This is a genomic window from Maritalea mediterranea, assembly GCF_021568695.1.
Taxonomy (GTDB): domain Bacteria; phylum Pseudomonadota; class Alphaproteobacteria; order Rhizobiales; family Devosiaceae; genus Maritalea; species Maritalea mediterranea.
The window spans coordinates 1,497,505-1,524,463 of the sequence record NZ_JAKGTI010000001.1 but is presented as its reverse complement, the minus strand read 5'-3'; the positions used below and the strand labels follow the sequence as shown (position 1 = coordinate 1,524,463).

The 26,959-nt window shown below is 53.7% G+C and carries 22 protein-coding genes; 6 read left to right on the top strand and 16 right to left on the bottom strand.

Features of this window, described 5'->3' with window-relative positions; all coding sequences use genetic code 11:
* Nucleotides 1-19: 19 nt before the first annotated feature.
* Nucleotides 20-1,279 (top strand): MFS transporter, encoded by a 1,260-nt coding sequence (locus L1I42_RS07390; RefSeq protein WP_236113836.1) that lies wholly within the window; start codon nt 20-22, stop codon nt 1,277-1,279.
* On the opposite strand, the gene L1I42_RS07385 is transcribed toward L1I42_RS07390, so the two are convergent.
* The 10 genes from L1I42_RS07385 to gyrA form a co-directional block, all read right to left on the bottom strand.
* A complete protein-coding gene (locus tag L1I42_RS07385; RefSeq protein ID WP_236113835.1) occupies nt 1,276-2,157 on the bottom strand; it encodes a hypothetical protein in 882 nt (293 codons plus the stop codon). The genes L1I42_RS07390 and L1I42_RS07385 overlap by 4 nt on opposite strands.
* Nucleotides 2,158-2,226: 69 nt before the next feature.
* The gene (locus L1I42_RS07380; protein WP_236113834.1) at nt 2,227-3,117 is read right to left on the bottom strand and encodes a DMT family transporter; all 891 of its coding nucleotides are present in this window, start codon (nt 3,115-3,117) and stop codon (nt 2,227-2,229) included.
* Nucleotides 3,118-3,192: 75 nt separating this feature from the next.
* Entirely contained in the window at nt 3,193-4,827 is a 1,635-nt protein-coding gene (gene pgi / locus L1I42_RS07375) for a glucose-6-phosphate isomerase (protein ID WP_255768624.1), read from the bottom strand.
* Nucleotides 4,828-4,842: 15 nt separating this feature from the next.
* The gene (gene tgt, locus L1I42_RS07370; RefSeq protein WP_236113833.1) at nt 4,843-5,973 is read right to left on the bottom strand and encodes a tRNA guanosine(34) transglycosylase Tgt; all 1,131 of its coding nucleotides are present in this window, start codon (nt 5,971-5,973) and stop codon (nt 4,843-4,845) included.
* Nucleotides 5,974-5,975: 2 nt separating this feature from the next.
* Complete coding sequence (gene queA / locus L1I42_RS07365) at nt 5,976-7,049, bottom strand: tRNA preQ1(34) S-adenosylmethionine ribosyltransferase-isomerase QueA (protein ID WP_236113832.1); 1,074 nt, start codon at nt 7,047-7,049, stop codon at nt 5,976-5,978.
* Nucleotides 7,050-7,055: 6 nt separating this feature from the next.
* The gene (locus L1I42_RS07360) at nt 7,056-7,529 is read right to left on the bottom strand and encodes a peptidylprolyl isomerase (RefSeq protein ID WP_236113831.1); all 474 of its coding nucleotides are present in this window, start codon (nt 7,527-7,529) and stop codon (nt 7,056-7,058) included.
* Nucleotides 7,530-7,615: 86 nt separating this feature from the next.
* Nucleotides 7,616-8,257 (bottom strand): peptidylprolyl isomerase, encoded by a 642-nt coding sequence (locus tag L1I42_RS07355; RefSeq protein ID WP_236113830.1) that lies wholly within the window; start codon nt 8,255-8,257, stop codon nt 7,616-7,618.
* Nucleotides 8,254-8,748, bottom strand: a complete 495-nt coding sequence (coaD, locus tag L1I42_RS07350; RefSeq protein WP_236113829.1) for a pantetheine-phosphate adenylyltransferase — start codon at nt 8,746-8,748, stop codon at nt 8,254-8,256. Before coaD ends, L1I42_RS07355 begins: the two co-directional genes overlap by 4 nt.
* Nucleotides 8,749-8,755: 7 nt before the next feature.
* Nucleotides 8,756-9,379, bottom strand: coding sequence for a LysE family translocator (locus L1I42_RS07345; RefSeq protein WP_236113828.1), 624 nt, complete (start codon nt 9,377-9,379; stop codon nt 8,756-8,758).
* Nucleotides 9,380-9,426: 47 nt separating this feature from the next.
* Nucleotides 9,427-12,126, bottom strand: coding sequence for a DNA gyrase subunit A (gyrA, locus tag L1I42_RS07340; protein WP_236114187.1), 2,700 nt, complete (start codon nt 12,124-12,126; stop codon nt 9,427-9,429).
* Between the two features lie 328 nt (nt 12,127-12,454).
* Between gyrA and L1I42_RS07335 the strand changes: the two genes are divergently transcribed.
* The gene (locus tag L1I42_RS07335; protein WP_236113827.1) at nt 12,455-14,704 is read left to right on the top strand and encodes an efflux RND transporter permease subunit; all 2,250 of its coding nucleotides are present in this window, start codon (nt 12,455-12,457) and stop codon (nt 14,702-14,704) included.
* A complete protein-coding gene (locus L1I42_RS07330; protein ID WP_236113826.1) occupies nt 14,701-15,237 on the top strand; it encodes a hypothetical protein in 537 nt (178 codons plus the stop codon). The genes L1I42_RS07335 and L1I42_RS07330 overlap by 4 nt, the downstream gene beginning before the upstream one ends.
* 73 nt (nt 15,238-15,310) lie before the next feature.
* Here the strand turns inward: L1I42_RS07330 and L1I42_RS07325 are convergent, their stop codons facing one another.
* The gene (locus L1I42_RS07325) at nt 15,311-15,799 is read right to left on the bottom strand and encodes a single-stranded DNA-binding protein (RefSeq protein ID WP_236113825.1); all 489 of its coding nucleotides are present in this window, start codon (nt 15,797-15,799) and stop codon (nt 15,311-15,313) included.
* 259 nt (nt 15,800-16,058) lie between these two features.
* Between L1I42_RS07325 and uvrA the strand changes: the two genes are divergently transcribed.
* From uvrA to trmFO, 3 genes are all read left to right on the top strand, one after another.
* Complete coding sequence (uvrA, locus tag L1I42_RS07320; protein ID WP_236113824.1) at nt 16,059-18,941, top strand: excinuclease ABC subunit UvrA; 2,883 nt, start codon at nt 16,059-16,061, stop codon at nt 18,939-18,941.
* A 426-nt stretch (nt 18,942-19,367) separates the two neighbouring features.
* A complete protein-coding gene (locus tag L1I42_RS07315) occupies nt 19,368-19,517 on the top strand; it encodes a DUF1127 domain-containing protein (RefSeq protein WP_084634168.1) in 150 nt (49 codons plus the stop codon).
* A gap of 114 nt (nt 19,518-19,631) precedes the next feature.
* Nucleotides 19,632-21,017: a methylenetetrahydrofolate--tRNA-(uracil(54)-C(5))-methyltransferase (FADH(2)-oxidizing) TrmFO gene (trmFO, locus tag L1I42_RS07310; protein ID WP_236113823.1), complete on the top strand. Its 1,386-nt coding sequence runs from the start codon at nt 19,632-19,634 to the stop codon at nt 21,015-21,017.
* On the opposite strand, the gene L1I42_RS07305 is transcribed toward trmFO, so the two are convergent.
* The 5 genes from L1I42_RS07305 to yajC are packed head-to-tail and all read right to left on the bottom strand — an operon-like array spanning nt 21,014 to nt 26,944.
* Nucleotides 21,014-22,753, bottom strand: a complete 1,740-nt coding sequence (locus tag L1I42_RS07305; RefSeq protein ID WP_236113822.1) for a DUF4153 domain-containing protein — start codon at nt 22,751-22,753, stop codon at nt 21,014-21,016. The genes trmFO and L1I42_RS07305 overlap by 4 nt on opposite strands.
* Before the next feature lie 20 nt (nt 22,754-22,773).
* Entirely contained in the window at nt 22,774-23,637 is an 864-nt protein-coding gene (locus L1I42_RS07300) for a phytoene/squalene synthase family protein (RefSeq protein WP_236113821.1), read from the bottom strand.
* Complete coding sequence (locus L1I42_RS07295; RefSeq protein WP_236113820.1) at nt 23,634-24,026, bottom strand: Mth938-like domain-containing protein; 393 nt, start codon at nt 24,024-24,026, stop codon at nt 23,634-23,636. The genes L1I42_RS07300 and L1I42_RS07295 overlap by 4 nt, the downstream gene beginning before the upstream one ends.
* Before the next feature lie 3 nt (nt 24,027-24,029).
* Nucleotides 24,030-26,573, bottom strand: coding sequence for a protein translocase subunit SecD (secD, locus tag L1I42_RS07290; protein WP_236113819.1), 2,544 nt, complete (start codon nt 26,571-26,573; stop codon nt 24,030-24,032).
* 32 nt (nt 26,574-26,605) lie between these two features.
* Nucleotides 26,606-26,944: a preprotein translocase subunit YajC gene (yajC, locus tag L1I42_RS07285; protein ID WP_236113818.1), complete on the bottom strand. Its 339-nt coding sequence runs from the start codon at nt 26,942-26,944 to the stop codon at nt 26,606-26,608.
* Nucleotides 26,945-26,959 lie beyond the last annotated feature (15 nt).

Genomic DNA, 26,959 nt, shown 5'->3' with positions numbered 1-26,959 from the left:
CCGTAATTGGAACTGTAAGATGTGGATAGCCATTCGCGCAGCGTGGCCGCTATTTGTTGGTATGGTCTTTTTGATGGTCAGCAATGGGTTGCTGTCCTCAATGTTGACCATTCGTGGTCAAGATATTGGCTTTAGTGAGACCACAATCGGTTTCATCCATTCCGGCTATCCGTTCGGATTTATCCTGAGCTGCTTTGTCACCCCATTGATGATTAACCATTCCGGCCATGTGCGGGTGTTTGCCGCATTGGTATCTATTGCCAGCACGTCTGCGCTGATCCACCTGGTCACCGATGATCCGTGGATTTGGGTGGCGATGCGGGTTTTGTCCGGCTTTTGCTTCTCCGGTATCTATATTGTGGCGGAAAGCTGGTTGAACTCGTTGGCAGATAATCGGATTCGCGGCTCCTTGCTCTCCTCATATTTTGTGGTGCAAACGGCAGGCTATATGGTCGGCCAAGTGATGATCGGCCTGTCTGCGCCCGGCGACATCACCCTGTTTATTGTGACCTCCGTGCTGCTGTCAGTGGCGTTGGTTCCGATCCTGATTGCGGCCACCACACAGCCTAGCCTGGAAGAACCGCAGCGTGTCACCTTAAGAGAGCTGTTTCATATCTCGCCAATGGCGGTTATTGGCGGCTTTTTCATCGGCATCGCCAATGGCGGGATATCTTTCGTGACAGCCATTTACGCTCAACAGGTGGGGTTGAGCGTGGTGGTGACGGGTTATCTACTGGCCGCCACAACCCTCGGGGGGCTGCTTTTTCAGTTCCCGCTGGGCAAACTGTCGGATGTAATCGATCGCCGTTTGGTGATTATTGTGTCGTCGCTAATCAACGGCATTGTGTGTCTGGGGCTTGTTTATGTGGGCACACCGCATCTTTACCCCGTCATCCTTTTTGGCGGTTTCTTGATCATGGGCGGCTTCACCTTGCCGGTTTATTCCATCTGCATGGCGCATATGAATGATTATTTGAAGCCACAACAAATGGTGGCGGCGTCCAGCACCCTGGTCTTGGTGTTCTCCGCCGGCATGGTGATCGGCCCGATCGGCGGGTCTTTCGCGCTCGATCAATTTGAAGGCGCTGGCATGTTTGTGTTTTACGCTGTTGTTGCGCTTGTGATGGCCGCAACCGGCATTCAGCGGATTGTGACAAGCGATAAGAGCAAGGTAGATGACAAAGATACCTTTGTGCCTCTTGCCGCCACCACAACGCCGGAAGCCACCCAATTGCAACTGGATGACGTCCCCACAACGAATGAGCGAACTGTTGGCTAGGATCTGCCCCTGTTGGGCCGCCAACGCCACGAGAGAAAGATAAGCGCGGACAAGAAGAACGGAAGCGCCAGCAGGATATTGGCGGCGGGGCGCTCCCGGAAATAGGCGATTTCCACAAAAATCGCCATCATCAGAAATCCGGTTTCAAAGCTGAAGTGGAGCTGTTTACGCCCGCGCAAGCGCTTTGCATGGATGATGGCGATCTGTATCAGGCCGAACAGGACACCAATCCAGATCAGATGAAATGATTCCGCTGTCGTCGGGGTCACCCATCCCTGTCCAACCGTCGCTGCGCCCAAAAATACTGCAAGTACAGACGCATAAAAGCCAATGGAAGAGGGCCATACTCGCTGCCAACGCACCTGCCAGTGTTTGGATTGCTGCACGAACAGCAACGCGATGCACCATAGGCACACCGCCACGGCCAGCATGTTGGCTTGAGAAAGTGGTGAACCGATCAAAATGGGCAATCCAAACATCAGTCCGCCACCGATGACAAATTCCAAACCGATGCGACCGTACCTGTCAGCTTTGTCACGGCGACCAGAGCGACGCGCGATCAGATTAAGGGCGCTCATCAGGAAGACCAGCAAGGCGGGCAAAAGCAGAGAGTGAACATTGAGTGCCAAAAGCATCAGCCAAAATGCGGCGAGGCAACCCAATCCCATTATTAATTGCAAAAGTGGGACCCCGGGGTGCAAGCGATAAGGGATATCGCCTTCGAGCCCGTAATAGATCAAGCTGGGCAAAAAGGAATATATGCCTAGGCACAAAATAATCTGGCCGGGCGGTACAACGCCACTTACGATCTTTGCAGAGGTCAGCAACAACGCGGTCATGACCCCGGCAGCAAAAAGCAAAAAATGGGCAAAGTTCATTTTTTGGCCGACTCCTCCCCTCGGCCTGACAAGAATATCGCGAGGAAGCGCTATTTGGCAAATCCGATTCTAGCGCGGCATATTGCGGCGAAACCCGTCCTTAAACGCGATCAGCGCCGCGCTGCCGATGATAAACGGCACGGCGGCATAAAAGCTGAGCGTGGGGATATTGCCGAACAGGGTGACACCGATGATGACCGCCCAGATCAAAGATAGATATTCGAAAGGCGCGAGTTTGGACGCTTCGCCCAGTTGAAAGCTGGTGGTGACCAGAATATGGGCAAAGCCGCCAAACAGCCCTGCCCCGAGCAACAGCAATTCCTGTCTGAAATCTGTTTCGGCCCACCCCAAAGGCAGGGTGCAGAGGCCGACAATGGCGCAGGTGAGCGCGAAATAGAACGCGATGGCCGCTGGATGCTCGGTTTTGGTGAGATTGCGGATTTGAATGATGGCAGCCGCGGTCAGCACGGCGGCCAATACGCCAAGGCCAACACCAATCAGATAGGACTCGTTGTCCGTGCGGCTGTTCATCAACTCCGGCACCACCAACACCCCCGTGCCGATTACCCCGAGGATAACGGCGATCCACCGCACAGCTGGCACCACTTCTTTCAAGAATATTTGCGCAAAGATCACCACGAATATGGGCGACAAATAGGTGAGCATTGTGGCTTCAGCGATGGTGAGATAGGCCAATGTGGCGAACGACGCGAACATGGCGCAACAGCCGGTCAAACAGCGAAACACATGTTTGACCGGATATTTCGATTTGAGACCTCTTGGAAATTCACCCCTGATCCACAAATAGGCCACCAGCGGGATCAACGCATAGGCGCTGCGGTAAAACACAATTTGTCCGGTCGGCGCCGCATCTGACAGGGCTTTCACGCACGCGACCATCAGCGCAAATAAAATGCCTGATCCGACGCGCAAAATAATGGCTAAGCTATCTTGAGACATGATCCACCAGATTGGTTGGACCTTTACGATAGCTTAGCCTTTAAATTGCGCAATGATTCTTTTGGTCAGTTCGACCTAGCCTTGCCATTCGTGGAATTGCGCCAACAGGCCTTCGGTGGAGCCATCATGCCGACTCGAGGCGTTGGCATCTTTCACCTTCGGCAGAATGGCCTTGGCCAGTTGTTTGCCTAACTCTACGCCCCACTGGTCGAAGCTATTGATGTTCCAGATGGCACCTTGCACGAACACTTTGTGCTCATAAAGTGCGATCAGTTTGCCGAGCATTTTTGGCGTCAACTTGGTGTAGATCAGCGTGTTAGACGGGCGATTGCCTTCGAACACTTTATGCGGGGTCAGCGCTTCAATTTCGGCAGTGGACAGGCCCTGCTCTTTCAATTCAGCCATCACTTGATCAGCGCTTTTGCCGAGCATTAGGGCTTCAGATTGAGCGAAACAGTTTGCCACCAGCTTCTGATGATGTTCGGGCAAATTGTCGTGCGCTTGCGCGGCGACGAGGAAATCGACCGGGATGATGTCAGTGCCCTGGTGGATCAATTGATAAAAAGCGTGTTGGCCGTTGGTGCCCGGCTCGCCCCACACTATGGGACCGGTTTTGCGGGTGACTTTTTCGCCATTGAGCTGAACGGATTTTCCGTTGGATTCCATATCTTGCTGCTGCAAATAGGCGGCGAAGCGGTTCATGCGTTGATCATAGGGCAAAACGGCGTGGGTGGCATGGCCCCACACATTGCGATACCACACGCCCAAGACAGCCATGATCACCGGCATGTTTTCCGCGAGCGGCGCAGAAAGAAAATGCTGGTCCATTTCATAGGCACCCGCCAGAAATTCATCAAACTGGTCTGGGCCGATGGCCAGCATGACGGGCAAGCCGATGGCGGACCAGACGGAATAGCGGCCGCCGACCCAATCCCAGAAGCCAAATATGCGGTCTTGGGCGATGCCGAAATCTGCACAAGCGTCCAAATTAGTGGAGAGCGCCGCAAAATGATCTTTCACCGCGTCGTCACCCAGCGCATCTACCAGCCATTTGCGGGCGGTATTGGCATTGGTCATGGTTTCGTCGGTGGTGAAGGTTTTGGAGGCGACCAGAACGAGCGTGTTTTCGGGCTGAAGCTGCGCCAGCGTGTCGGCAATATCTGCGCCATCGACGTTTGAGACGAAGTGTGGCGTGATGCCCGCGTCGATATATGGACGCAGCGCGTTGCACACCATGGCGGGGCCGAGGTCTGACCCGCCAATGCCGATATTGACCACATCGGTAATTTTTTGGCCTGTGGCGCCTTTGATGTCACCAGAACGTACCGCGCTGGCAAAAGTGCGCATATTGGCCAAGACTTCACGCACATCGGGCATGACGTCTTTACCGTCGACCATAACAGGCTGATCGCCTTGATAGCGCAGCGCCATATGCATGACGGCACGGTCTTCTGTGGAATTGATATGCTCGCCCGCCCACATGGCATCGCGCCGTGCCTCAACATTGACGGCTTTGGCAAGATCGATCAGCGCATTGAACGCGCTTTCATCGATGAGGTTTTTGGAATAATCAAGGGCAAGATCATCCAGCTTGAGGCTAAATTTGCCGAACCGTTCCGGATCAGATTTAAACATCTCCCGCATTTTGGCATCTGCCAAGCGGGTGTGATGATGGGAAAGCGCAGTAAAAGCTGAATCGATCTGGGACATGATCTTTCCTTTTAGTTATAGAGGTGGAATATCACCTTTCGCCCAACCTTCGCGGGTTTCGGCTGCGAAATCATCAAACCGATCCTCGGCAATTGCATCGCGCATACCTTGCATCAAAGTTTGATAATAAGCCAAATTGATCTGCGACAAAATCATTGCACCTAACATCTCATTGGCACGAATAAGATGGTGCAAATAGGCCCGCTGATAGATCTGACAGTTGGGATTGGGCGAGGTTTCATCCAAGGGACGTGCATCGTCTTTATGACGTGCATTTTTGAGGTTGATCACACCATATTTGGTATAGGCATGACCGTGGCGTCCGGCGCGTGTAGGGTGCACGCAATCGAACATATCAATGCCGCGTTTGACCGCGCCGAGCAAATCGTCCGGCTTGCCCACGCCCATCAAATAGCGTGGCCGATCTTCAGGCAAAGCAGGTGTTGTATAGTCCAACACCTCAAACATGGTTTCCTGTGGTTCACCCACAGCAAGGCCACCGACAGCGTAGCCTTTGAAACCAATTTCGGTAAGCGCTTGCGCAGAGCGCAAGCGTAAATCTTCTTGGTCGCCGCCCTGAACGATCCCAAACAGTGCCCGACCCGGCTGGGTGCCGAATGCATTTTTGGACCGTTCGGCCCAACGGATAGAGAGTTCCATGGCGCGTTGAATATCTTCGCGGGTGGATGGCAAGGCCACACATTCATCGAGCTGCATTTGAATATCCGCACCCAACAAGGTTTGGATTTCTATGGAGCGCTCTGGCGTGAGCATATGTTTGGACCCATCAATATGGGATTTGAATGAAACGCCGTTCTCATCCAGCTTGCGCAATTTCGCCAGGCTCATCACCTGAAAGCCGCCAGAGTCTGTAAGGATCGGGCGCGGCCAATTGGCGAATTTGTGCAGACCACCCAAATGGGCGACGCGTTCTGCGCCCGGGCGAAGCATCAAATGATAGGTGTTGCCCAGAATAATGTCGGCGCCGGTCTCGCGCACCTGATCGGGATACATGCCCTTCACCGTGGCAGCGGTACCGACGGGCATAAAGGCAGGCGTGCGGATTTCGCCACGCGGCGTTGAGATTTCGCCGAGGCGCGCGCCATTGCTTTTCGATTTCAGTTCAAAAGCAAAGTCTTGGGTCATTCTTAATCCTTGGCCGCCGAATCAGCACGAAACAGCAAAGAGGCATCGCCAAATGAATAGAAGCGATATTTGCTGTCGATGGCGTGTTTATAGGCCTTTTGCATGGTCTCAAAGCCAGAAAAGGCCGAAACCAGCATAAAAAGTGTCGATTTTGGCAAGTGGAAGTTGGTCATCAACACATCCACTGCGTTGAACTGATAGCCCGGGGTGATGAAAATGTCCGTTTCACCGCAAAAGGGCTTTAGCTCGCCGTCCATTGCCGCGCTTTCCAACAGACGCAGGCTTGTGGTGCCCACCGCGAACACACGGCCGCCTTTGGCTTTAGCGTTCTTGATGGTGTCTATAGTCGCTGGGGTGATCTCACCCCATTCCGCATGCATTTTATGGTCTTCAGTGTTGTCCACTTTAACGGGCAGAAAGGTCCCTGCCCCCACATGCAATGTGACTTCTTCAATCTTCGCGCCTTTTGCGCGGATGGCGTCCAGCAAACGGTCGGTGAAATGGAGGCCAGCGGTAGGGGCGGCCACGGCCCCATCATGCTTGGCATAGATGGTTTGATAGTCCGTATCGTCCTGATCTTCATGATCACGTTTTGCCCCGATATAGGGTGGCAAAGGCATCGCGCCACGGGCTTTGATTGCCTCGTCCAGCTCAGCGCCTTTTTCGGCGAATTTAAGCTGCACTTCGCCCGCATCGGCTTTTTCAACGACTTCGGCGCGTAACGGGTCTACGCCTTCGCGCAAAAATTCGACCTGATCGCCGATGGCCAGTTTTTTGGCTGGACGGGCAAATGCGCGCCATTGTTGCGGATCGACACGTTTATGCAGATTGACGGAGATTTTCGCCACCGCCTCGCCGCGCGTGCGGGTGCCAACAAGTTCAGCGGGCAAGACTTTGGTGTTGTTGACCACCAAAACATCATTTTCGGTCAGAAAATCAGTTAGTTCGGAGACCGAACGGTCCTGCAGTCCCGTGACCGGATTGACCACAAGCATACGTGCAGAATCACGTGGCACCGCAGGATGCAGTGCCACAAGGTCGTCCGGCAATGTAAAGTCGAACTCGTCTACGCGCATATAGCCTTACTGATCTGCCGCCACGCGCATGGAAACGATTTTGTCCGGGTTGGCCACCGGCTCACCCCGCTTCAACTGGTCCACAGCGTCCATGCCATCAATCACTTGGCCCCAAACCGTATATTGGCCGTCAAGGAAGGATTGGTCATCAAAGCAGATGAAAAACTGTGAGTTGGCTGAGTTCGGGTCCATTGTGCGGGCCATGGAGCATGTGCCGCGCTTGTGTGGTGTGTCGTTGAACTCTTGTGGCAAATCAGGCTTGTCTGAGCCACCAGTGCCGGTGCCGTTCGGGCAGCCAGCCTGGGCCATAAAGCCTTCAATCACACGGTGAAAAACGATCCCGTCATAGAATTTTTCGCGGGCCAGTTCTTTGATGCGCTCAACGTGCTTGGGCGCCACATCTGGCAGCAATTCGATGGTCACATCGCCTTTTGTGGTTTCCAAAAGCAATGTGTTTTCAGGATCTTTAATATCAACCATTTTGTTCTCCTCAACGCGCAGACGGCGTTGTTCGGTCATTTTGTTGGGCGGCGGATGGGTTCACCCGCCGCTTTTCGAGAGGGGTTTTACTGGTCTTTCACACGAAATGAAACAATTTTATCGGGCTCTACGACCATCCCGTTGCGATTTGGGTCACCTTTTTTGATTTGGTGGATATGTTCCATGCCATCTGTGACATAGCCAAATACGGTGTATTGGCCATTCAAAAACTCGGCATCTTCAAAGGTGATGAAGAATTGTGAGTTGGCCGAGTTCGGATTCTGGCTGCGCGCCATGCCCAATGTGCCACACTGATAGTTTGTGTCGGTGAACTCGGCTGGCAGGTCCGGATAATCAGATCCGCCCATGCCGGTGCCCGTTGGATCACCGGTTTGAGCCATAAAGCCTTCGATCACGCGGTGGAACACCACATTGTCGTAAAAGCCTTCATTGGCCAGAGTTGTGATCCGCTCCACATGTTTTGGCGCGAGATCCGGGCGCAATTCAAACTCAACCGTGCCGGTTTCCAACTCCATTTCCATGGCCACTGTTTCAACGCCGTCAGGCGCTGCCGGGGTTTCGCACGCGGGGTAAGACTGGGCCAGTGCCGGCGACGTGATTTGGCCGGGTGACTTTGTTAATTCGTTATATGCTGCATAGGCGAACAGGCCCACAAAGGCCACACCCATCAAAGGCAGAAATTTTGATTTATTGCTCGTTTTTGTCATTTACTCTTCAATACATTTAGAACTGCGTTGGGGACAAAGGCAGAAATATCGCCGCCCATTTGTGAGATTTGGCGCACCAATGTCGCTGAAATATGACGAACATGGGGGCTGGACGGCACAAAGACGGTTTGCAGGTCCGGCGCCATTTGCGCGTTCATGCCCACCATCTGCATTTCATAATTATAGTCGGTGGTGTCACGCAAGCCGCGAATGATGATGTTTGCGTGAAGATTACGCGCCGCGTGAATCATCAACCCGTCAAATTGCGCGATTTCGATGGACACATCATTGCGTTTGGCAATCGGACTAATGGCCTGTTGCAACAACTCCAAACGCTCATCTCCGGTCAAAATGGGCGATTTGCCATGATGCACGCCCACGCCAACGATCAACCGGTCGACCAGGCGACAGGCGCGTTCAATGACATCAATATGTCCGTTGGTGATGGGATCGAATGATCCAGGGTAAAACCCAATTCTTTTGTCCGCCATAAATGCCTCAACTCTTTTGTTGCAGCGCCAACCAGGCGCCGCCGACGATCAGAAAGCCGCCACTCATTTTGTTCAGCAAAGCGACGCGCTGTGTTGACAATAGGTTACGCGCCTTGCTGGCTGCAAGAGCATAACAGCTATCAATGGTGGCAAAAAAGGACACGGTGATCAGTCCCAAAATCATAATCTGCGGTGCCACGGGCTGAGCTGTATTGATGAATTGTGGCAAAAATGCCCCCAGAAACAGCAGGGCTTTCGGATTGGCCATAGTGACCAGAAACCCTTGCAGCATATATTCGAAAAAGCTGCGCCCATCCACTTGATCGGCTTCAAATTTCAGGCCCGATTTATTGCGCACCATTTTGATGCCCAGATAAATGAGATAGGCCGCGCCCAGCAATTTTAGCCAGATAAAAGCATTACCCATAATCGCGATCACCGCTTCCAGCCCCAACGCCACGATGCCGACCATCAGCAGCACGGCCACTTGCGCGCCCAAAATGGTACCAAAGCCACCGCGCAGGCCGCGCGAAAGCGCGTTGGCGACGATGATGGTGATCGTGGGGCCCGGCACAATCGCTAGAAAGAAGCAGGCCGTGATAAAGGCCACAAGCATGGTGCTATCAAGCATGAATTCCTCCCAAAGAAAAAGGCCGAGAAAATCTCGGCCTCTTATTATTATTCATTCTCAGGCTGATCGCCACCGGAAGTTGGCGGGGCGTCATCGCCGGGGAGATCATCTCCCTCTTCGCCTTCATCGGCTTCGGGTTCTGAAATCCGCTCAACGGAGACCACACGCTCATCCTTGGCGGTGGAGAGAACGGTGACCCCTTGCGTGGCGCGACCGGCAATGCGGATTCCCTCTACAGGCACTCGGATCAGCTTGCCGCCATTGGTGACGAGCATGATCTGGTCGTCATTTTCCACGGGGAAGGATGCCACAATCTGGCCGTTCCGTTCGCTCATGGCCATGGCGGTGATGCCTTTGCCGCCGCGACCGGTCTTGCGGTATTCATAAGACGAGGTTCGCTTGCCGTAGCCATTTTCTGAAATGGCGAGAATGAACTGCTCTGCCGCACTCATTTCAGCGTAGCGTTCAGACGACATTTCGACGTCACCTACGCTCAATTCTTCATCCAAATCGGCGCTTTCCTCCGCGTCACCATCCATCAGGCGGCGCAGCTTGAGATAGGCAGCGCGTTCTTCCGGAGAGGCATCCAGATGGCGGATAATTGACATGGCGATCACTTCATCGCCATCGGCGAGGCGAATACCGCGCACGCCCACCGAATTCCGGCTGGTGAAGACCCGCACATCATCGACAGAGAAGCGCATGGCCTGCCCCAGTGCCGTGGTGAGCAACACATTGTCGTCAGCCTGACAAGTCTCCACATCGACGATGCCATCGCCATCTTCCAGCTTCATGGCGATCTTACCGTTACGGTTGACATTGATGAAGTCGGCCAGTGAGTTCCGGCGCACAGTGCCGCGCTTGGTGGCGAACATAATGTCCAGATCCTGCCACGTATCCTCGTCCTCTGGCAGTGGCATGATGGAGGTGATGTGCTCGCCTTCCTGCATCGGCAAAATATTCACCAATGCCTTGCCGCGTGCGTTTGCCGCACCTACGGGCAAACGCCAAACTTTTAGCTTGTAGACAATACCCCGGCTGGTGAAGAAAAGGACCGGCGTGTGGGTGTTGGCTACAAACAACCGTGCCACAAAATCTTCGTCGCGGGTGGCCATACCTGACCGACCCTTGCCGCCGCGCCGCTGGGCGCGATAGGTAGAGAGCGGCACACGTTTAATATAGCCGCCGTGCGATACGGTGACGACCATATCTTCGCGGGCGATCAGATCTTCATCGTCCACATCGCCAACAGCATCGACAATTTCTGTGCGGCGTTCAGTGCCGTACCGGTCGCGCACTTCGATCATTTCGTCACGGATAATCTCGATGACCCGCTCTTTTGAACGCAGAATTTCGAGATAATCCTCAATCTCGGCACCCAATTTGTTCAGCTCGTCGCCAATCTCGTCGCGACCGAGTGCGGTCAGGCGCTGCAGGCGCAAGTCGAGGATGGCTTTTACCTGCTCGTCGGACAGATAATAAGTGCCATCGTCATTGACCGTGTGGCGCGGATCATCGATCAATTTGATCAAAGCTTCCACATCCTGTGCCGGCCATGCCCGCTCCAACAAGCGCGCACGGGCTGTCGCGGGATCAGGCGCGGTGCGGATCAGTTGGATCACTTCATCCACATTGGCCACAGCAATGGCTAAGCCGACCAAGACGTGGGCCCGGTCGCGCGCCTTGTTCAACAAGAACTTGGCGCGGCGTGTCACCACTTCCTCGCGGAAGTCAACAAAGGCCGTCAAAATGTCGCGCAAGCTCATCTGCTCTGGCTTGCCGCCGTTCAGGGCAACAAAGTTACAGCCAAACGAGGTTTGCAGCGGCGAGAATTTATAAAGCTGGTTGAGCACAATGTCGGGCACCGCATCGCGCTTCAACTCAATCACCACCCGCATACCGGACCGGTCCGACTCATCGCGGATGTCAGAAATACCTTCAATGCGCTTATCCCGCACCAATTCCGCGATCTTTTCGATCATCGAGGCTTTGTTCACCTGGTATGGAATTTCGGTGATGATCAGCGCTTCACGGTCTTTGCGGATTTCTTCCACTTCCACGCGACCGCGCATCAGGACTGAACCACGGCCCGTCTCATAGGCGGAGCGAATGCCTGAGCGACCCAGAATGATCCCCGCAGTTGGGAAATCCGGCCCGGGCATGATTTCCATCAGCTCTTCAGTGGTGATCTCGGGATTGTCCATCAGGGCAATCGCCGCGTTGATCACCTCAACCAGGTTGTGGCTGGGGATATTGGTGGCCATGCCCACTGCAATACCGCCCGAGCCATTGACCAGTAGGTTCGGGAAGCGTGCCGGCAGAATCGTCGGCTCGCTCTCTGTATTGTCATAGTTGTCGCGGAAATCGACGGTGTCGCGATCAATATCTTCCAACAGCGCCGTGGAAACGCGCTCCATGCGCACCTCAGTGTACCGCATGGCGGCGGGCATATCGCCATCGATGGAGCCAAAGTTGCCTTGACCATCAATCAGCGGCAGCCGCATCGAGAATTCCTGCGCCATGCGCACGAGTGCGTGATAAACGGCCGTATCACCATGGGGGTGATATTTACCGATTACGTCACCGACCACACGGGCAGACTTACGGTACTGCTTGTTCCACTCATAGCCGTTTTCGTGCATCGAATAGAGAATACGACGGTGCACAGGCTTGAGCCCATCGCGCACGTCCGGCAGCGCCCGGCTCACAATCACGCTCATCGCGTAATCAAGATAAGAGCGGCGCATCTCATCGGTGACAGAGATCAAAGAGATTTCTGAATTGGGTTCATTTTCTGGTGTTTGATCGTTGGGCGTATCGGTCACGGTTGTTCTTATTGCTGTTGCGTGTGCATTAACCCTCATTTCTTAAGTGATTCCGTAAGGAAACACCATTGAGATTGACGGCTTGTTCACATCTGATGACCGGTTTTTGGTGCTTTTTGCCGCGAATTTAACGCAAACTTGGCAATATCGTGGCAATTTAATTCAGAATCTGCTTAGTTCTGCTCAAAACAAGTGAAGTAGACTTGCGGCCAGCGGCCCCAGCTGCCGACCACAATTGGAGCACTGTACATTGTCAATCGGTTTTGGCCTCGAGCGTATCGGCCTTGTCACCCTGAAACACCCCAAAATTGTCACCGCGATCCTGGTAGCCTTCACCCTGTTGTGTGTGGCGCAGGTGCCGCGCATCACAATCGATGGAGATCTGTTGCGGCTATATAAGGGGTCAGGCGAATTCTATGACACCTATGTCGAGCTGGGCGAGCGGTTCGGCACCTTTGAAAATGATGCCTATATATTGGTCAAGTCGGACCAGCTTACCGATCCGGATGTGATCGAAACCATGCGCGAACTCGCGCTTGAATTGGAATTGAACAGCTTTGCCAGCGGCACCCTCTCCCCCTTCTCACTGCGCAAGCCCGCCCAGGATGACGGGGTGACGCGCCCTGCCGTGCCGGAAAACATGGAAAGCGCCGAGGAAGTTGCCGCGGCCCTGAATGATCTGCGACAGAACGATCCGATGATGCGCAATCTGATCGTTGAGGATTTGACCGGCCTCGTCATGCTGATGTTCCCCAACCCCGATATGTTAAAGGGAGATGGGGAAGAGCGCATGATTGCGGAATTGCGGGAAATGATCAGCTTTTATGATGACCCGCGTTATCAGATAGAGCTGACTGGCCCGCCAATCTGGAAGGCAGAACTGCTGAATGCCAGTAAGTCTGATCAGGTTAAATTCACCGCCGCAGGCATTATCCTTGGCTTTTTGACCGCCTTTTTGGCGTTCCGCACCTTTTGGGGCGCCGTTTTGGCCACCATGGCGCCCTTTATCTCTGTGTTGTGGGTTGTGGGCAGCGTGGTTCTGATTTTCGGCTCTTTCACCTTCCTTACCAATATTCTGACAGCACTTGTACTGGTGATCGCTTTTGCCGAAAGCATGTTCTTTTGCTTCCACTGGCTGCGCTTATCGCGGGAAGGCATGGACCATGAAGAGGCCATACGCGAGACGATTATCCGCGTAAGTCCGGCCTGCGCCCTCACCTCTGTGACGACCGTCATCGCCTTTTTGTCGCTGACCATCGCACCAGGCCAAGGCATTTTTGAATTTGCCATAACCGGCGCGCTGGCCATTCCGTTGGCCTTTTTGGCGTTGGTCACATTTTTGCCGCTGGCGCTGCGGGCAGCCACCAAATTTGGGTATAAACCTAAAAAAGCCCCCAGCGTTGCGCTCACCGCCATTATTCCGCCGCTATCCAAACTGGCTCAGCACCACTATCGGCCGGTGGCCATTGCCGGTGTTTTGGCTTTCTTGTTTATGCTGTACCCCCATTTCCAATTACAACCCAGTTTCTCGTTCCAGCAGTTTTTGCCCAAGGGATCGGAAGCGCTGGATACGTCTGAGGATATTGACCAAGGGGTTGGCGGTGTGGCGCCGCTCTATGTCTCCATTCCGCTTCTGGACGAAGACCCGCAAATCACCGACGATGATTTTGCGCGTGTGGAGACAGTCCACGATATTTTGGAAAATATCTTTGGCAAAGGCAAAGTGATTTCCGGGGCCAGCTTTAATCATTATAGCGAGGCCGGGTTTACGCGCGATCAGATTTTTGACGCTGTCGGGCCGTTTATGAAGCGGCGCTTTATCACCGATGAAGGCGATCTGGCCATGGCCACAGCCTTTATGCCGACGCAACTCACCTCGGCAGAAATTCGAGAGTTGGTGGAGGAAACCGACAGCGCTTTGGAAGCAGCTGGATTGGGCGATGCGTCGATTTCCGGGTTTCGAGTTCTTTCCGCTTATGAAAGCGTCAATATGATTCAGCGATTGCAGGACGGGCTGACAATTGCTGTGGTCCTCTCAATCTTTATCATCGGCATTGCCTTCCGCTCCTGGCGGGTGGCGCTGATTTGTATTATTCCCAATTTCGCGCCAATTTTGGGAACCGAGCTTTATTTGTGGGTTTCCGGTGCGGGCTTGCAGTTGACGACAGTCATTTCGCTGACCATTGCCTTTGGTATTGCGGTGGACGACACCATTCACTTTATGAACCACTTTGTTCGCGCTCGAAATCAGGGGTACGGCCATCGTGAGGCCGTGATGCGCACGCTGGAACGCGTGGGGCCCGCCTTGATTGCCACAACCGCCATTCTGTGTGCAGGCACCACAGTGGTTATCTTCTCCGTGTTGCCGCAAGTTGCCCTATTTGGAGCACTTTGCGTGCTTACACTTTTCTTGGCATTGCTTGGCGATTTGATTATCTTGCCATCACTGCTGATCGCCGGGGGGCGATTGTTTAGATCCTTTGGAGGACAAAAGAGATGAAATTGAAGCATATCGCAAATGCTTTGAAAGCCCTGCTTCTGGGTGCGGTTCTGGCCAGCACCTTTTCGGTACCCAGCTTCGCCGGCAAAGCGGATATTGAGCTGTTGAAAAGCTATGTCGGCAATTGGCGTGGTCGTGGCGAAGCCAAACTGGCCTCTACCGGCGAAAAAGAGACGGTCCTGTGTAAAATGGACTTTACCGACAATGGCTATGACCGCATTGGCTTGAAGGGCCGATGCTCTCTAGCTGGCACGACATTGTCGATGCGGGGCACCGTGGCCTATGTTGAAAAAAATCGTCGGTTTGAGGCGGTCATGTCTTCCAACACCAGTTTTCAAGGTGTGGCGATTGGGCGTCGCTCCGGCAAAAACCTGAATTTCTCTATGGTCAATGTGCAGGCCGAAAATGATGACGCCTTTGATATTGGCGTTGGCTTGCAACTGCGCAACGGCCAGATCGTCGTGAATTTTGATATATTGCATAAGGAAAGCGGTGGTAAGTCCACGGCGCGCATTCCCTTCAGCAAAAGCTGATAGATCAGATAATGCTCAGCAAAAAGGCCGCTCAATTGAGCGGCCTTTTTTATGTCCAATCGAAGAATTTGGCTTAGAACGGGATATCGTCGTCCATGTCGCCAGCATCAAAAGCCGGAGCGTTGGCCTGCGGACGTCCACCGCCTTGATTGTTGTTGCCGTAAGAGCCGCCGCCCTGGCTGCCATAATCGCCGCTGCCGGTATTGTCGCCGCGACCGCCCAGCATGGTGAGGGTTGAGTTGAAGCCTTGCAGCACCACTTCAGTGGAATAACGATCGTTGCCGTCCTGATCCTGCCATTTGCGGGTTTGGAGCTGGCCTTCAATATAGACGGTGGAACCTTTGCGCAGATATTGCTCTGCCACGCGGCACAAACCTTCATTGAAGATCACCACGCGGTGCCACTCGGTGCGCTCACGCTGTTCGCCAGAGTTTTTGTCGCGCCAACGCTCAGACGTGGCAATGCGCAGATTGACGATGGGGCGACCATCATTGGTGCTGCGCACTTCCGGGTCAGCCCCAAGATTACCAACCAAAATTACCTTATTTACACTGCCTGCCATCGCATCTTCCCTTTCAGGCGTCATATTGCGTGAACAATATGTTCATCCAATTTCATAATTTAACCGTAGTGCTTATGCACACAACACGCCATGAGAATGAAGATGTGTTGTCTAGTCATCCACAAGCCTCTTGACGTTCGTTAATTTGTTCTATTTATGTTCCATATTAATTCGCGCAAAGTCAACTCTTGTGATTCATTTTTAAGCACCCTAGAACACAGTCTGACCCCCTTTTTGGCAGGAACAGCAGGAAGTCGAAATGTCGAAATCAGCCCACAACAATCGCGAGATCATTATTCGTGGCGCCAAGGAGCACAATCTCAAATCAGTTGATGTGACTTTGCCGCGGGACGAGCTGATTGTGATGACCGGTCTGTCCGGTTCCGGCAAATCCTCTTTGGCTTTCGACACGATTTATGCTGAGGGTCAGCGCCGCTATGTGGAGAGCCTTTCCGCTTATGCGCGGCAGTTTCTGGAGATGATGCAAAAGCCGGATGTGGAGCAGATTGAGGGACTTTCTCCTGCCATTTCGATTGAGCAAAAGACCACATCGAAAAATCCGCGCTCCACTGTGGGTACGGTCACAGAGATTTATGACTATTTGCGCTTGCTGTTTGCGCGCGTGGGAATCCCTTATTCGCCTGCTACCGGCCTGCCGATTGAAAGCCAGACAGTCACGCAGATGGTGGATAAAGTGCTGGCGCTTGAAGAAGGCACGCGGCTTTATTTGCTGGCGCCGATCGTGCGCGGGCGCAAGGGCGAATATCGCAAAGAACTCGCCGCGCTGATGAAGCGCGGGTTCCAACGGGTACGGATTGACGGCGAGTTTTATGAAATCCCCGACGCGCCGGCGCTCGACAAGAAATTCAAGCACAATATTGATGTGGTTGTGGATCGGATTGTCGTTTCTGGCGACATGCAGGCACGTCTGGCCGAAAGCTTTGAGACAGCGTTGCAGTTGGCCGATGGCATTGCGGTGGCTGAGATCGTCGCCAAGGAAGGTGAAAACGAACAGCTGGTCTTTTCCGAGCGGTTCGCTTGCCCCGTTTCCGGCTTCACCATTGCCGAAATCGAGCCCCGCCTGTTCTCGTTTAACAACCCATTTGGGGCCTGCCCGAAATGTGACGGGTTGGGGGCCGAATCTAAGGTGAGCGAAGATCTTGTGGTGCCCGACACCAGCCTGTCGCTCAAAAAGGGCGCGATCGCGCCGTGGTCACGGACGTCGGCACCCTATTATGCCCAGACGTTGCAAGCGGTTTGCAAAGCCTATGGCGCTTCGATGGATACGCCCTGGCAGGATTTACCTCAGGACGTGCGCCACGCTGTGCTGCATGGCACTGGCGGGAAAAAGATCGAGTTTGTCTATGATGATGGCCTGCGTTCCTACAAGACGCAAAAGGCCTTTGAAGGGGTTGTGGGCAACCTCACCCGCCGTTATCGCGAAACCGAAAGCGCGGGCATGCGCGAAGAGATTGAAAAATATATGTCTTCTGCACCCTGCGACGCTTGTGGCGGCTATCGGCTGAAACCGGAAGCACTGGCGGTGAAAATTGACGGGCTGCATATTGGCCAGGTTTCACAAAAATCGATCCGCGAAGCGCATATCTGGTTCGAAAATATCTCCGCCAAATTAACCGCTACGCAAAAAGAAATCGGCGAGCGCATTTTGAAAGAAATCCGCGATCGCCTGACTTTCCTGGTGGATGTGGGGCTGGATTATCTCAGCCTGTCCCGAAATTCTGGCACCCTTTCAGGCGGGGAAAGCCAACGTATTCGTTTGGCCTCGCAAATCGGCTCTGGCTTGACCGGCGTGCTTTATGTGCTGGATGAACCTTCCATCGGCTTGCACCAGCGCGACAATGCGCGGTTGTTGGAGACCTTGCGTCGGTTGCGCGATCTGGGCAATACGGTGATTGTGGTGGAGCATGATGAAGATGCGATCCTGACCGCTGACCATGTGGTGGATATTGGCCCAGGCGCCGGGGTGCATGGCGGCCAGATTGTGGCCGCGGGCAAGCCGCAGGATATTGTGAAACACAAAACGAGCCTGACCGGGCAATATTTGTCCGGCAAGATGGGCGTTAAAGTGCCGGCGGAACGGCGGCCCATCTCGGACACTCGCAAAATCAGCGTCACCGGGGCCACGGGCAACAATTTGAAAAATGTCGACGTGGATGTGCCCCTTGGCTGCTTTGTGGCGGTGACGGGCGTTTCTGGTGGCGGCAAGTCGACGCTGATCCTTGATACTATGTATGCTGGCATTGCCCGCAAGCTGAATGGCGCCCGCCTGACCCCTGCTCCGCATGATCAATTGCTGGGCCTGGAGTTTTTGGACAAGGTGATCGATATCGATCAAAGTCCGATTGGCCGCACACCCCGGTCAAACCCAGCCACCTATACCGGCGCGTTCACGCCTATCCGCGAATGGTTTGCTGGACTGCCCGAAGCCAAAGCGCGTGGCTATGCGCCAGGGCGCTTCTCCTTCAATGTGAAGGGCGGACGTTGCGAAGCCTGCCAGGGCGATGGCGTGCTGAAAATTGAGATGCACTTCTTGCCTGATGTTTACGTGACTTGCGATGTCTGTCAGGGCAAGCGCTATAACCGCGAAACGCTGGAAGTGCAGTTTAAGGGCAAATCCATTTCTGACGTGTTGGAAATGACCGTGGATGAAGGGGTTGAGTTCTTCTCGGCTGTGCCATCGATCCGCGACAAGATGGTAACCTTGCAACGCGTGGGGCTGGGCTATGTGAAGATCGGCCAGCAGGCCACTACTCTATCGGGTGGTGAAGCCCAACGGGTGAAGCTTTCCAAGGAATTGTCCAAACGCGCCACCGGGCGCACGCTTTATGTGTTGGACGAGCCGACCACCGGCCTGCACTTCCATGATGTGGCCAAGCTGCTTGAAGTGCTGCATGAGCTGGTTGACCAAGGCAACACGGTGGTGGTGATTGAACACAATCTGGAAGTGGTGAAAACCGCAGATTGGGTGATTGATCTGGGCCCTGAAGGCGGCGATGGCGGCGGCGAAGTTGTGGCCGAGGGCCCACCTGAGGCAATTATTGATGAGCCACGCTCGCATACCGGGCACTTCTTGAAAGAATTGCTGGCCCGTCGTCCCAATAGGCAGGATGCAGCCGAATAGAGTCAGTCTAGCTGATTTCTATGACAGTTTTTTTCGCGACACATGCGGCTCAGACATATCTGGGCCGCATGTTTTGCGTTTCAGGGACAAATTAACAGCAGGTACAATCGCAAGGTATTTAACTTTATTGCGAGAGGTTCAAGCCATGTCCCGCACCCTTCTGACTTCCCTTAAAGACTTGATTCATATCAAACAAACACTACTGCAGCTGGATTGCTGCGTGACCACGGAAGATGATCATTTCGGTATCATCAGACCGGAAATCCAATTTGATACAGATCCACGGGCCCGCACGGCAAATTCTTAACCAGAGTTGCAAAAACTGCATAGGCGGATTGCAGAAAAACCGTCTACTCATGCGCCAAGTGCAGGGTTATATACGGGTCAACAAACGGAACACACCACTGCAAACCAAGGAGATGAGCAATGGATTTTGGTAAAACTTTTCGCCGCTGGGCTTCATACCGCAAAACTGTTCGTGAACTGAGCGTTCTTGATGATCGTGAACTGAACGATCTGGGCATTACACGCGGTGACATTCAGCCTTTGGCACGTGAGCATGCAGAACGCATCTAATGCGTTAGGCACTCTCCAAGACCTCCCAAATCTCTAAGCACCCGCGATTGTTCGCGGGTGTTTTTTTGTTTGAATTTTGTTGCGTTTTGCCCCCATTCCTTGCTAACTGCCCTCATGACAGATCAATCAAAAATTTTGCATATAATTGGTGGCGGACTTGCCGGTTCCGAGGCGGCCTGGCAGGCCGCAGAGCTTGGCGTTCAGGTTGTGCTGCACGAAATGCGCCCAGTGCGCGAAACCGATGCTCACCAGACCGATGGCCTGGCCGAATTGGTGTGTTCAAACTCTTTCCGCTCGGACGATCATGAAAATAACGCTGTTGGGCTGCTGCATGAAGAAATGCGACGGTGCAACTCAGTGATCATGGGTGCCGCGGACAAGGCAAAATTGCCGGCCGGCGGTGCGCTTGCTGTGGACCGCGACGTGTTTTCGCAGGGCGTGACCGCCCAGCTGGAAGCTCACCCCAACATCACCGTTGAGCGTGGTGAGGTCGACGGGCTCCCCCCGAAAGAATGGCAACATGTGATAATTGCCACCGGCCCCCTCACCTCCGAGGCGTTGGCGCAGGGCATCCAGTCATTGACCGGCGAGGATTCCCTTTCCTTTTTCGACGCGATTGCGCCGATCATCCATAAGGAAAGCATCAATTTCGATATTGTCTGGGCGCAGTCGCGCTATGACAAGGCCGGCCCCGGCGGCACCGGTGCTGACTATCTGAACTGCCCGATGGATGAAGCGCAATATAACGCCTTTATCGATGCCTTGCTGGAGGGCGAGAAGACCGAATTCAAAGAATGGGAAAATGTGCCCTATTTTGACGGCTGCCTGCCCATCGAAGTGATGGCGGAACGCGGCCGCGAAACATTGCGCTTTGGGCCAATGAAGCCGGTGGGCCTGACCAACCCCAATAATCCCGATGTGAAGCCGCACGCCATCGTGCAATTGCGGCAGGATAATGCGCTGGGCACACTTTGGAATATGGTTGGTTTCCAAACCAAACTAAAATATGGCGCGCAAGCGGAAATTTTTAGGATGATTCCGGGCCTTGAAGATGCCAAATTTGCGCGACTGGGTGGACTGCATCGCAATACCTTCTTGAATTCCCCTGCTCTGTTGGACGACCAACTGCGCTTAAAGGCTGATCCGCGCTTGCGCTTTGCCGGGCAAGTCACCGGCGTGGAAGGCTATGTGGAAAGCGCTGGGCTTGGGCTTGTCGTTGGCCGGTTGGCCGCCAATGAAATTTTGGGCAACCCGCTGGATGCACCGCCAAAGACAACTGCTCTGGGCGCGCTCGTAAACCACATCACCGGCGGCCATTTGGCAGACGAGAGCAATGGCATCAAGAGTTTTCAGCCGATGAATGTGAATTTCGGGCTGTTCCCGCCGGTCGAAGTGACTAAGCCAGAGGGCGTGAAACGCTGGCGGGGACCGGATCGTGGCCGCGCGAAAAAGCAGGCCACAACCAAGCGGGCACTCGAACATTTGGAGCAATGGCGCTAATTGACGTCATTGCTTTGTTTGACAAAGAGAAAGAAGTGCAGCCGCGACACTGTTCGCTCACCCTCTGGATCTTGCTCAATATGCACCTCATCGACGAACCCCAAAAAGGTTTTGTTCTCGGCTTCAAACTGGAAGCGGCGGTCGTGCAGTATGGTTCCCCCCAAGTCTAGAGAGGACACCCATGATGTGAGATCATGGGTGATCAATTTCGCTTCATCACGCATGATCGTCAGCTCGCGACCATTGATGCTGAATCTGTAGGGACCAACCTGTTGGCTGCAACATGGCAATTGAATATGGCCATAAAAAGCAAATTGGCCCACAAGATTGATGGGCTGCTGGTTGCTCAGGTGCGCATAATCGCCCTGCTCGTCACCCTGGGGTGTCAGGTCCGGCAGGCCGAGCAATTCACTAACCTGATTTCGGGTTATCTCCCCTTCAACCTCAAAGCCCTTTTGCTCAAGTAGTCCGGTGAGTTGCGCCCGACCTTCCGGTGTCCGCATCACATAGTTGGCAGCGCTACGCACTTGTTCCACATCGTCGGCATTGTTGGCCTGACGCCAGCGATCATAACCGCTTTCAAACCGGGACAGCTGGTCGCGCAGAGCCCAGTTTTCAATATTGAACGGGCCAAACGAAATGATCAGCAAAAGGATTGCAGCTAATCCGGGCAATAGCCTGATGTCGAGCCTATTTAGCATGCCAAGTGTGATGATCGAAGCGGTCCAAAAGGCACCCGCTATCAAGAGAATGCGTTCGGGCGTGAGGCCGTAGTTCTGGACTCTAATATAGATCGCCACGGCCAGCATCATCACGGGTATAACTGCAAAAAATGGCCAATAGCGCAAATAGCGCACGACTATGGGATTTGCACGCATGAAGGCGGGATACAACAACAAATGATTGAGCCCCGCCACACAAATGAAGCCCACGACCATCCAGCCGACTGTTCCTTCGGGATAGGCCTGGAGCACCAGGATCTGCACGGCATACGCCACCAGAATTAGGGCATAGAACGCAAGAAACGGGGCAAATATATAAAGGCCCAAAAAACCTGCGGCTCGTGATATAAAATCTGGCTCGGTTAGATCGTGAGGGGCATATTCATGCGGTTCAGGAATAGTGGTCATCCAGAAAATTGGCGCAAACAATATGCCGGCAGTCGGCAGAAGATAGCGATAGACCACATGCTCTGCATTGAGCCCGAACAATATTGCCAAGGATCGCTCAACGATAACAAATCCAAATAGGATAACAAGAAAGGCCAGACCGGCGATCAATGCCGATACAATGGCGCGATGATTAATCCACCAGAAGAAGTCTTGTTGCTGTTGCGCTCCTTCGGGCCCATTCGGTCGCAATACCGGCGAAATTGAGGTCAACAAGACCAGAATGGGTGGCCAAATCTCTGGCGTTACCGGGAGTTGTTCGTGCCAATAGACAGTTATGCCAATTAAAATTGTACCCATGATCGCGGCAAACCAAACCCATATTCGGGGAAAATTACCGCTCTCATGCGCCAATTGTGCTGCGATTGACCACAAGGCGGCAAACACGCAAATGACGAAAGTTTGCCCGATGAGATCATTTTCAAATTCGGGATCGAGGTTCATGCCCACAAAGAATAGGAGCGTTGCCACACTCAATAGACCGACGGAAAGGGGAAAACGTTGGATGGCTCTGTTGAGCGCTGGGCCAAGGTGTGCTCGCCACTTTTCAAAGGCACTCAGTTCCATCATATCCCCCTTGCCTGCTTCTATCTTCGGATACCCCACCGCATAAGCTTGAGTATTTTTCGCCAATCGGACATTTTTACGGCAGCCCAATTGTTCCGCGCCAAAGCTTTTTGGACGCGTGCCAGATCGCTGGAGATAAAAGGATAGGCGGCAAATGCTGGCTTTGCTTCTGAAGGCAAGCATTTGATGGCGCTATTGGCCTTGTCCAGATGGGTTTGCGCACTGTCAGCAAAGGCGCGCAACGCTTCGACAATTTTATCTTTCGGGGTGTTTGCGAGCACGTCCCCATCCTTCAGCCCGAACGCCTGGAAAATGCTGAGCGGCAAGAAGATTTGTGCGCGGCGGCAATCATAATCGAAGCTATAAAGCGCTCGCACATAGGTTTGGGCCACGCCCAGATGGCCCGCTGCGTCATTAAACTGTTCGGGGTTTTCCAGGTTTTGCATGCAGATTTGGGCTGCATATTGGAAAATGATTGAGCTGACTTCCCCTGCATACCCTTCGAACTGGTTTTCGTTAGGCATTGGGTCTTGATAAAGATCGAACCGGCGCGCGGCCACCATCCGCAAAAGGGGCACAGTGGATAGCTGGTGTGTTTTGATGGTTTCGAATAGCGCTTTCGCCAGCGGGTTATTGTCGACATCACCATGCCGCTGGCCCTCAAGCGCGTCATGCCAGAATTGCAGACGGATCTCGCCGGGCATGGGTTCGCTGACGCGGTAGCGCACGGCAGCTAGTTCAGCGGCAAAGGTCTGCAATGTCTGCACCGGCGGCCGCGCATGTTTGGGCAAAACCAGACTGGCCAGATAGGCATCCCGGTCCAGCTCCCGCAATTGTGCGGCGATAAGCTCAGCCGTGCTGGTGTTCGCAATTGACTGGGTCATTTGCCCCGCTCGACGGCCAACAAAGCGGCGGCCACGGCCCGTTTCTCCCCCAACAACACGTTGTAGGTGCGCGCCGCAGCGCCCGTACTCATCGGTTCAGTGATGATGGACAGGTCACGCCCGGCCTGTTTGATGGGCTTCTCTAGTACCAGAAGCTGATCACCTGTGCCGACAAAAAGCACATCGATCTGACCCGCCTCAGCCCAAACCTTTGAAAGGCTTTCATGCGTGATTTGATCAGGAGATGCTACCGCCCAGCTGTGCATGCCCGACGGCAGGCAGAGCAAGGAGCCCTTGTGGGACATTTCCCCAAAGCGAAAGCCCCCATTGCCATAGGCGTCAATGGGGACCTGATATTTAAGAAAGCCGTTTGCGCCTTGCTCGGTCAAGATTTAAACCGACGCCCCGTCGGCGCGTCGCTCTTCCTTTTTGGCAACTTCTTTGCGGGCGGTCAGCTTGAAATTGATCAACAATGGTGACCCCACAAAAATGGTTGAGTAGGTGCCGACCAGCACGCCCCATGCCATCGCAAGGGTGAAGCTGCGGATAACCTCGCCGCCAAACACGACCAAAGCGCCCAAAGCCATCAAAGTGGTTATTGACGTCAGAATGGTCCGCGAAAGGGTTTGATTGACGGACAGATTGATCAGCGCGGAAATCGACTTCTTCCGATATTTGCGCAGATTTTCCCGCACACGGTCATAAATCACCACCGTATCGTTGAGCGAGTAGCCGACAATGGTGAGGATGGCCGCGATTGAGGCCAAGTTAAATTCCAACCCCGTGAGTGCAAACAGGCCAATGGTGAGCACAACATCGTGCACCAATGCAGCGATTGCGCCAATGGCAAATTGCCACTCAAATCGCATCCAGATATAAGACAGAACAGCGACCATTGCCGCCAAAACGGCCAATGCGCCTGTGGTGGCCAATTCGCCGGAAACTGTCGGCCCCACGACTTCAGACCGTCGTTTATCATAGCCGGCCGCTTCAACCGCCTCGATCACTTTGGTCACCGCCACCTGCTGCGCCTCATCGCCACCAGGCTGTGTTTCCACGCGGATGAGAACGTCTTGAGGTGTGCCGAATTCCTGCACCTGGACATCACCAAGGTTCAATCCGCCAACGATTTCGCGCAATTCCGCAATATCCGCTGGCCCTTCATTTGATTGCACCTCAATGGCCGACCCGCCTTTGAAGTCGATGCCTAGATTAAGGCCTTTCACCCCAAACAGCGCCAAGGAACCCACCACCGTAACGATTGAAAATGCGTACGCAAATTTTCGATAGGTCATGAAATCAAATGAGAAGTCTGAGGGCAGAATTTTCAGCAGCGCAATTTTGAGATTTTTGGGACGACGCCGCGCATACCATTTTGAAATCATGAATTGGGTCAAAATATATGCGGTGAACAATGTGGTGATGATACCGATTGCCAGCGTCACGGCAAATCCGCGGATTGGGCCAGACCCCAAGAAGAACAGGATTGCTGCCGCGATCAAGGTGGTCACGTTGGCGTCCAAAATGGTGGTGAAGGCGCGTTGGAACCCGGCCTCAATGGCCTGAATGGACCCACGTCCGGCGCGCTTTTCTTCTCGAATCCGCTCGTAAATCAAGACGTTGGCATCCACTGCCATACCGATTGTCAGCACGATACCCGCGATGCCCGGCAACGTCAGTGTGGCGCCCAGCATGGACAAGGTGCCCAAGATCAATGTGACGTTGACGATCAACGAAATGTTGGCAAAAACGCCGAAGGTGCCGTAGGCCGCGATCATGAAAATGATCACCAACAGGCCACCCACAAAGCCTGCCACTTGGCCCGCAGCGACACTGTCCGCGCCCAGGCTTGGGCCAACAGAGCGTTCTTCGATGATGTCCAACGTGGCTGGCAATGCACCCGCGCGCAACAGCACAGCCAGGTCATTCGCGCTTTCGGCTGTGAAGTTACCGAAAATTTGGCCAGATCCGCCTGGTATAGCGGAGTTGATGACTGGTGCCGTTATCACCTGATTGTCGAGCACCACGGCAAAGCGTTTACCAATATTATTGGCCGTGATTTCGGCGAATTTTACCCCGCCGCGCGTATCAAACCGGAAGGTTACAATCGGTGCGTTGGTTTGAGGATCAAAGCCGGGTTGCGAATCCACGAGTGACTCGCCCCCAATGGCCACCTCTTCAAACACCAACTCGTCGCCGCCATCCTGACTTGGCAGAATCATGGTGCCTTCGGGCAGCCCTTGAACTTTCGCCTGCGCCGCACTCATGGTGGGGTGCACCATGTGGAAGGTCAAACGAGCAGTTTTGGAAATCACGTCCTTCAAGCGCTCAGAATCATCAAATCCGGGCACTTGAACCAAAATCCGGTCATTGCCCTGGCGCTGAATGGTGGGTTCGGTTGTGCCCAATTCATCCACGCGGCGGCGCACCACTTCAATGGATTGCGCCACAACAGAAGACAACCGCTCAGTGATGCCCTCTTCTGTCAACAAAATGCTGATATTGCCGTCACTCGTCCGGTCAATCACCATTTCATCCACACCACCAACACCGCCCAGTGTTTGCGAAAGCGGGATATCCAGCTCCTGAAGCGCATTCAACGCCGTGTCGAAATTCTCCTGATCGGTCAACTCGATGGTGAGTTTTGAGCCCTCAGTGTTGATTAAATGGCCTATGCCATTGTCATTGGCCAAAATCGACCGGGCTTCGCGCCGCAGCTCTTTAATGCGTTCGCCAACGATCTCTTCGCGATTTACTTCAAGCAGCAGGTGCGAACCGCCCTGCAGGTCCAGCCCCAGCACAATTTGTTTTTTCGGCAGCCAGTCTGGCAGTTTGTCCAGGGTCGAAGGTGCCACAAAATTGGGCAGCGTGAACAAAATGCCAGCCAGTGCAACAAGAACTATGAACACCGCGCGGAGGGGTGAAGAATTTAGCATCGCAAGAAAACCTAGCGTTCGCGTTTAAAGAATTATTTTTTATTGTCGTTGACCGGCTCTGCTTTGGTGCGCACGTCGGCAACCATTGAGCGCAACACTTTTACGCGCACATTTTCAGCCAGTTCAACTTCAAGCTCGTTATCATCTTTTACCCGGGTCACTTTGCCGATGATGCCGCCATTGGTGACAATCACATCGTTACGACGGATGGCGTCCAGCATGGCTTTTTGTTCCTTCACCCGCTTTTGTTGTGGGCGAATGATCAAAAAGTAAAAGATCGGAATGATCAAAAGAATTGGCATCAGGCTGGTCAAATAATCAGCGGCACCTGGGGCGCCAGCGGCCTGTGCAAATGCGGGTGAAACAAGCATACGGATACTCCTTGA

Excerpts from the sequence above, each read along its gene's own strand:
- queA (WP_236113832.1), bottom strand. The coding sequence starts at position 7,049 with ATGCGCGTAGACGAGTTCGACTTTACATTGCCGGACGACCTTGTGGCA.
- secD (WP_236113819.1), bottom strand. The coding sequence starts at position 26,573 with ATGCTAAATTCTTCACCCCTCCGCGCGGTGTTCATAGTTCTTGTTGCA.
- L1I42_RS07330 (WP_236113826.1), top strand. The coding sequence starts at position 14,701 with ATGAAATTGAAGCATATCGCAAATGCTTTGAAAGCCCTGCTTCTGGGT.
- tgt (WP_236113833.1), bottom strand. The coding sequence starts at position 5,973 with ATGACCCAAGACTTTGCTTTTGAACTGAAATCGAAAAGCAATGGCGCG.
- uvrA (WP_236113824.1), top strand. The coding sequence starts at position 16,059 with ATGTCGAAATCAGCCCACAACAATCGCGAGATCATTATTCGTGGCGCC.
- L1I42_RS07345 (WP_236113828.1), bottom strand. The coding sequence starts at position 9,379 with ATGCTTGATAGCACCATGCTTGTGGCCTTTATCACGGCCTGCTTCTTT.
- L1I42_RS07385 (WP_236113835.1), bottom strand. The coding sequence starts at position 2,157 with ATGAACTTTGCCCATTTTTTGCTTTTTGCTGCCGGGGTCATGACCGCG.
- gyrA (WP_236114187.1), bottom strand. The coding sequence starts at position 12,126 with ATGCGCCGCTCTTATCTTGATTACGCGATGAGCGTGATTGTGAGCCGG.
- L1I42_RS07305 (WP_236113822.1), bottom strand. The coding sequence starts at position 22,753 with ATGGAACTGAGTGCCTTTGAAAAGTGGCGAGCACACCTTGGCCCAGCG.
- L1I42_RS07380 (WP_236113834.1), bottom strand. The coding sequence starts at position 3,117 with ATGTCTCAAGATAGCTTAGCCATTATTTTGCGCGTCGGATCAGGCATT.
- yajC (WP_236113818.1), bottom strand. The coding sequence starts at position 26,944 with ATGCTTGTTTCACCCGCATTTGCACAGGCCGCTGGCGCCCCAGGTGCC.
- pgi (WP_255768624.1), bottom strand. The coding sequence starts at position 4,827 with ATGTCCCAGATCGATTCAGCTTTTACTGCGCTTTCCCATCATCACACC.
- L1I42_RS07360 (WP_236113831.1), bottom strand. The coding sequence starts at position 7,529 with ATGGTTGATATTAAAGATCCTGAAAACACATTGCTTTTGGAAACCACA.
- coaD (WP_236113829.1), bottom strand. The coding sequence starts at position 8,748 with ATGGCGGACAAAAGAATTGGGTTTTACCCTGGATCATTCGATCCCATC.
- trmFO (WP_236113823.1), top strand. The coding sequence starts at position 19,632 with ATGACAGATCAATCAAAAATTTTGCATATAATTGGTGGCGGACTTGCC.
- L1I42_RS07355 (WP_236113830.1), bottom strand. The coding sequence starts at position 8,257 with ATGACAAAAACGAGCAATAAATCAAAATTTCTGCCTTTGATGGGTGTG.
- L1I42_RS07300 (WP_236113821.1), bottom strand. The coding sequence starts at position 23,637 with ATGACCCAGTCAATTGCGAACACCAGCACGGCTGAGCTTATCGCCGCA.
- L1I42_RS07325 (WP_236113825.1), bottom strand. The coding sequence starts at position 15,799 with ATGGCAGGCAGTGTAAATAAGGTAATTTTGGTTGGTAATCTTGGGGCT.
- L1I42_RS07390 (WP_236113836.1), top strand. The coding sequence starts at position 20 with ATGTGGATAGCCATTCGCGCAGCGTGGCCGCTATTTGTTGGTATGGTC.
- L1I42_RS07315 (WP_084634168.1), top strand. The coding sequence starts at position 19,368 with ATGGATTTTGGTAAAACTTTTCGCCGCTGGGCTTCATACCGCAAAACT.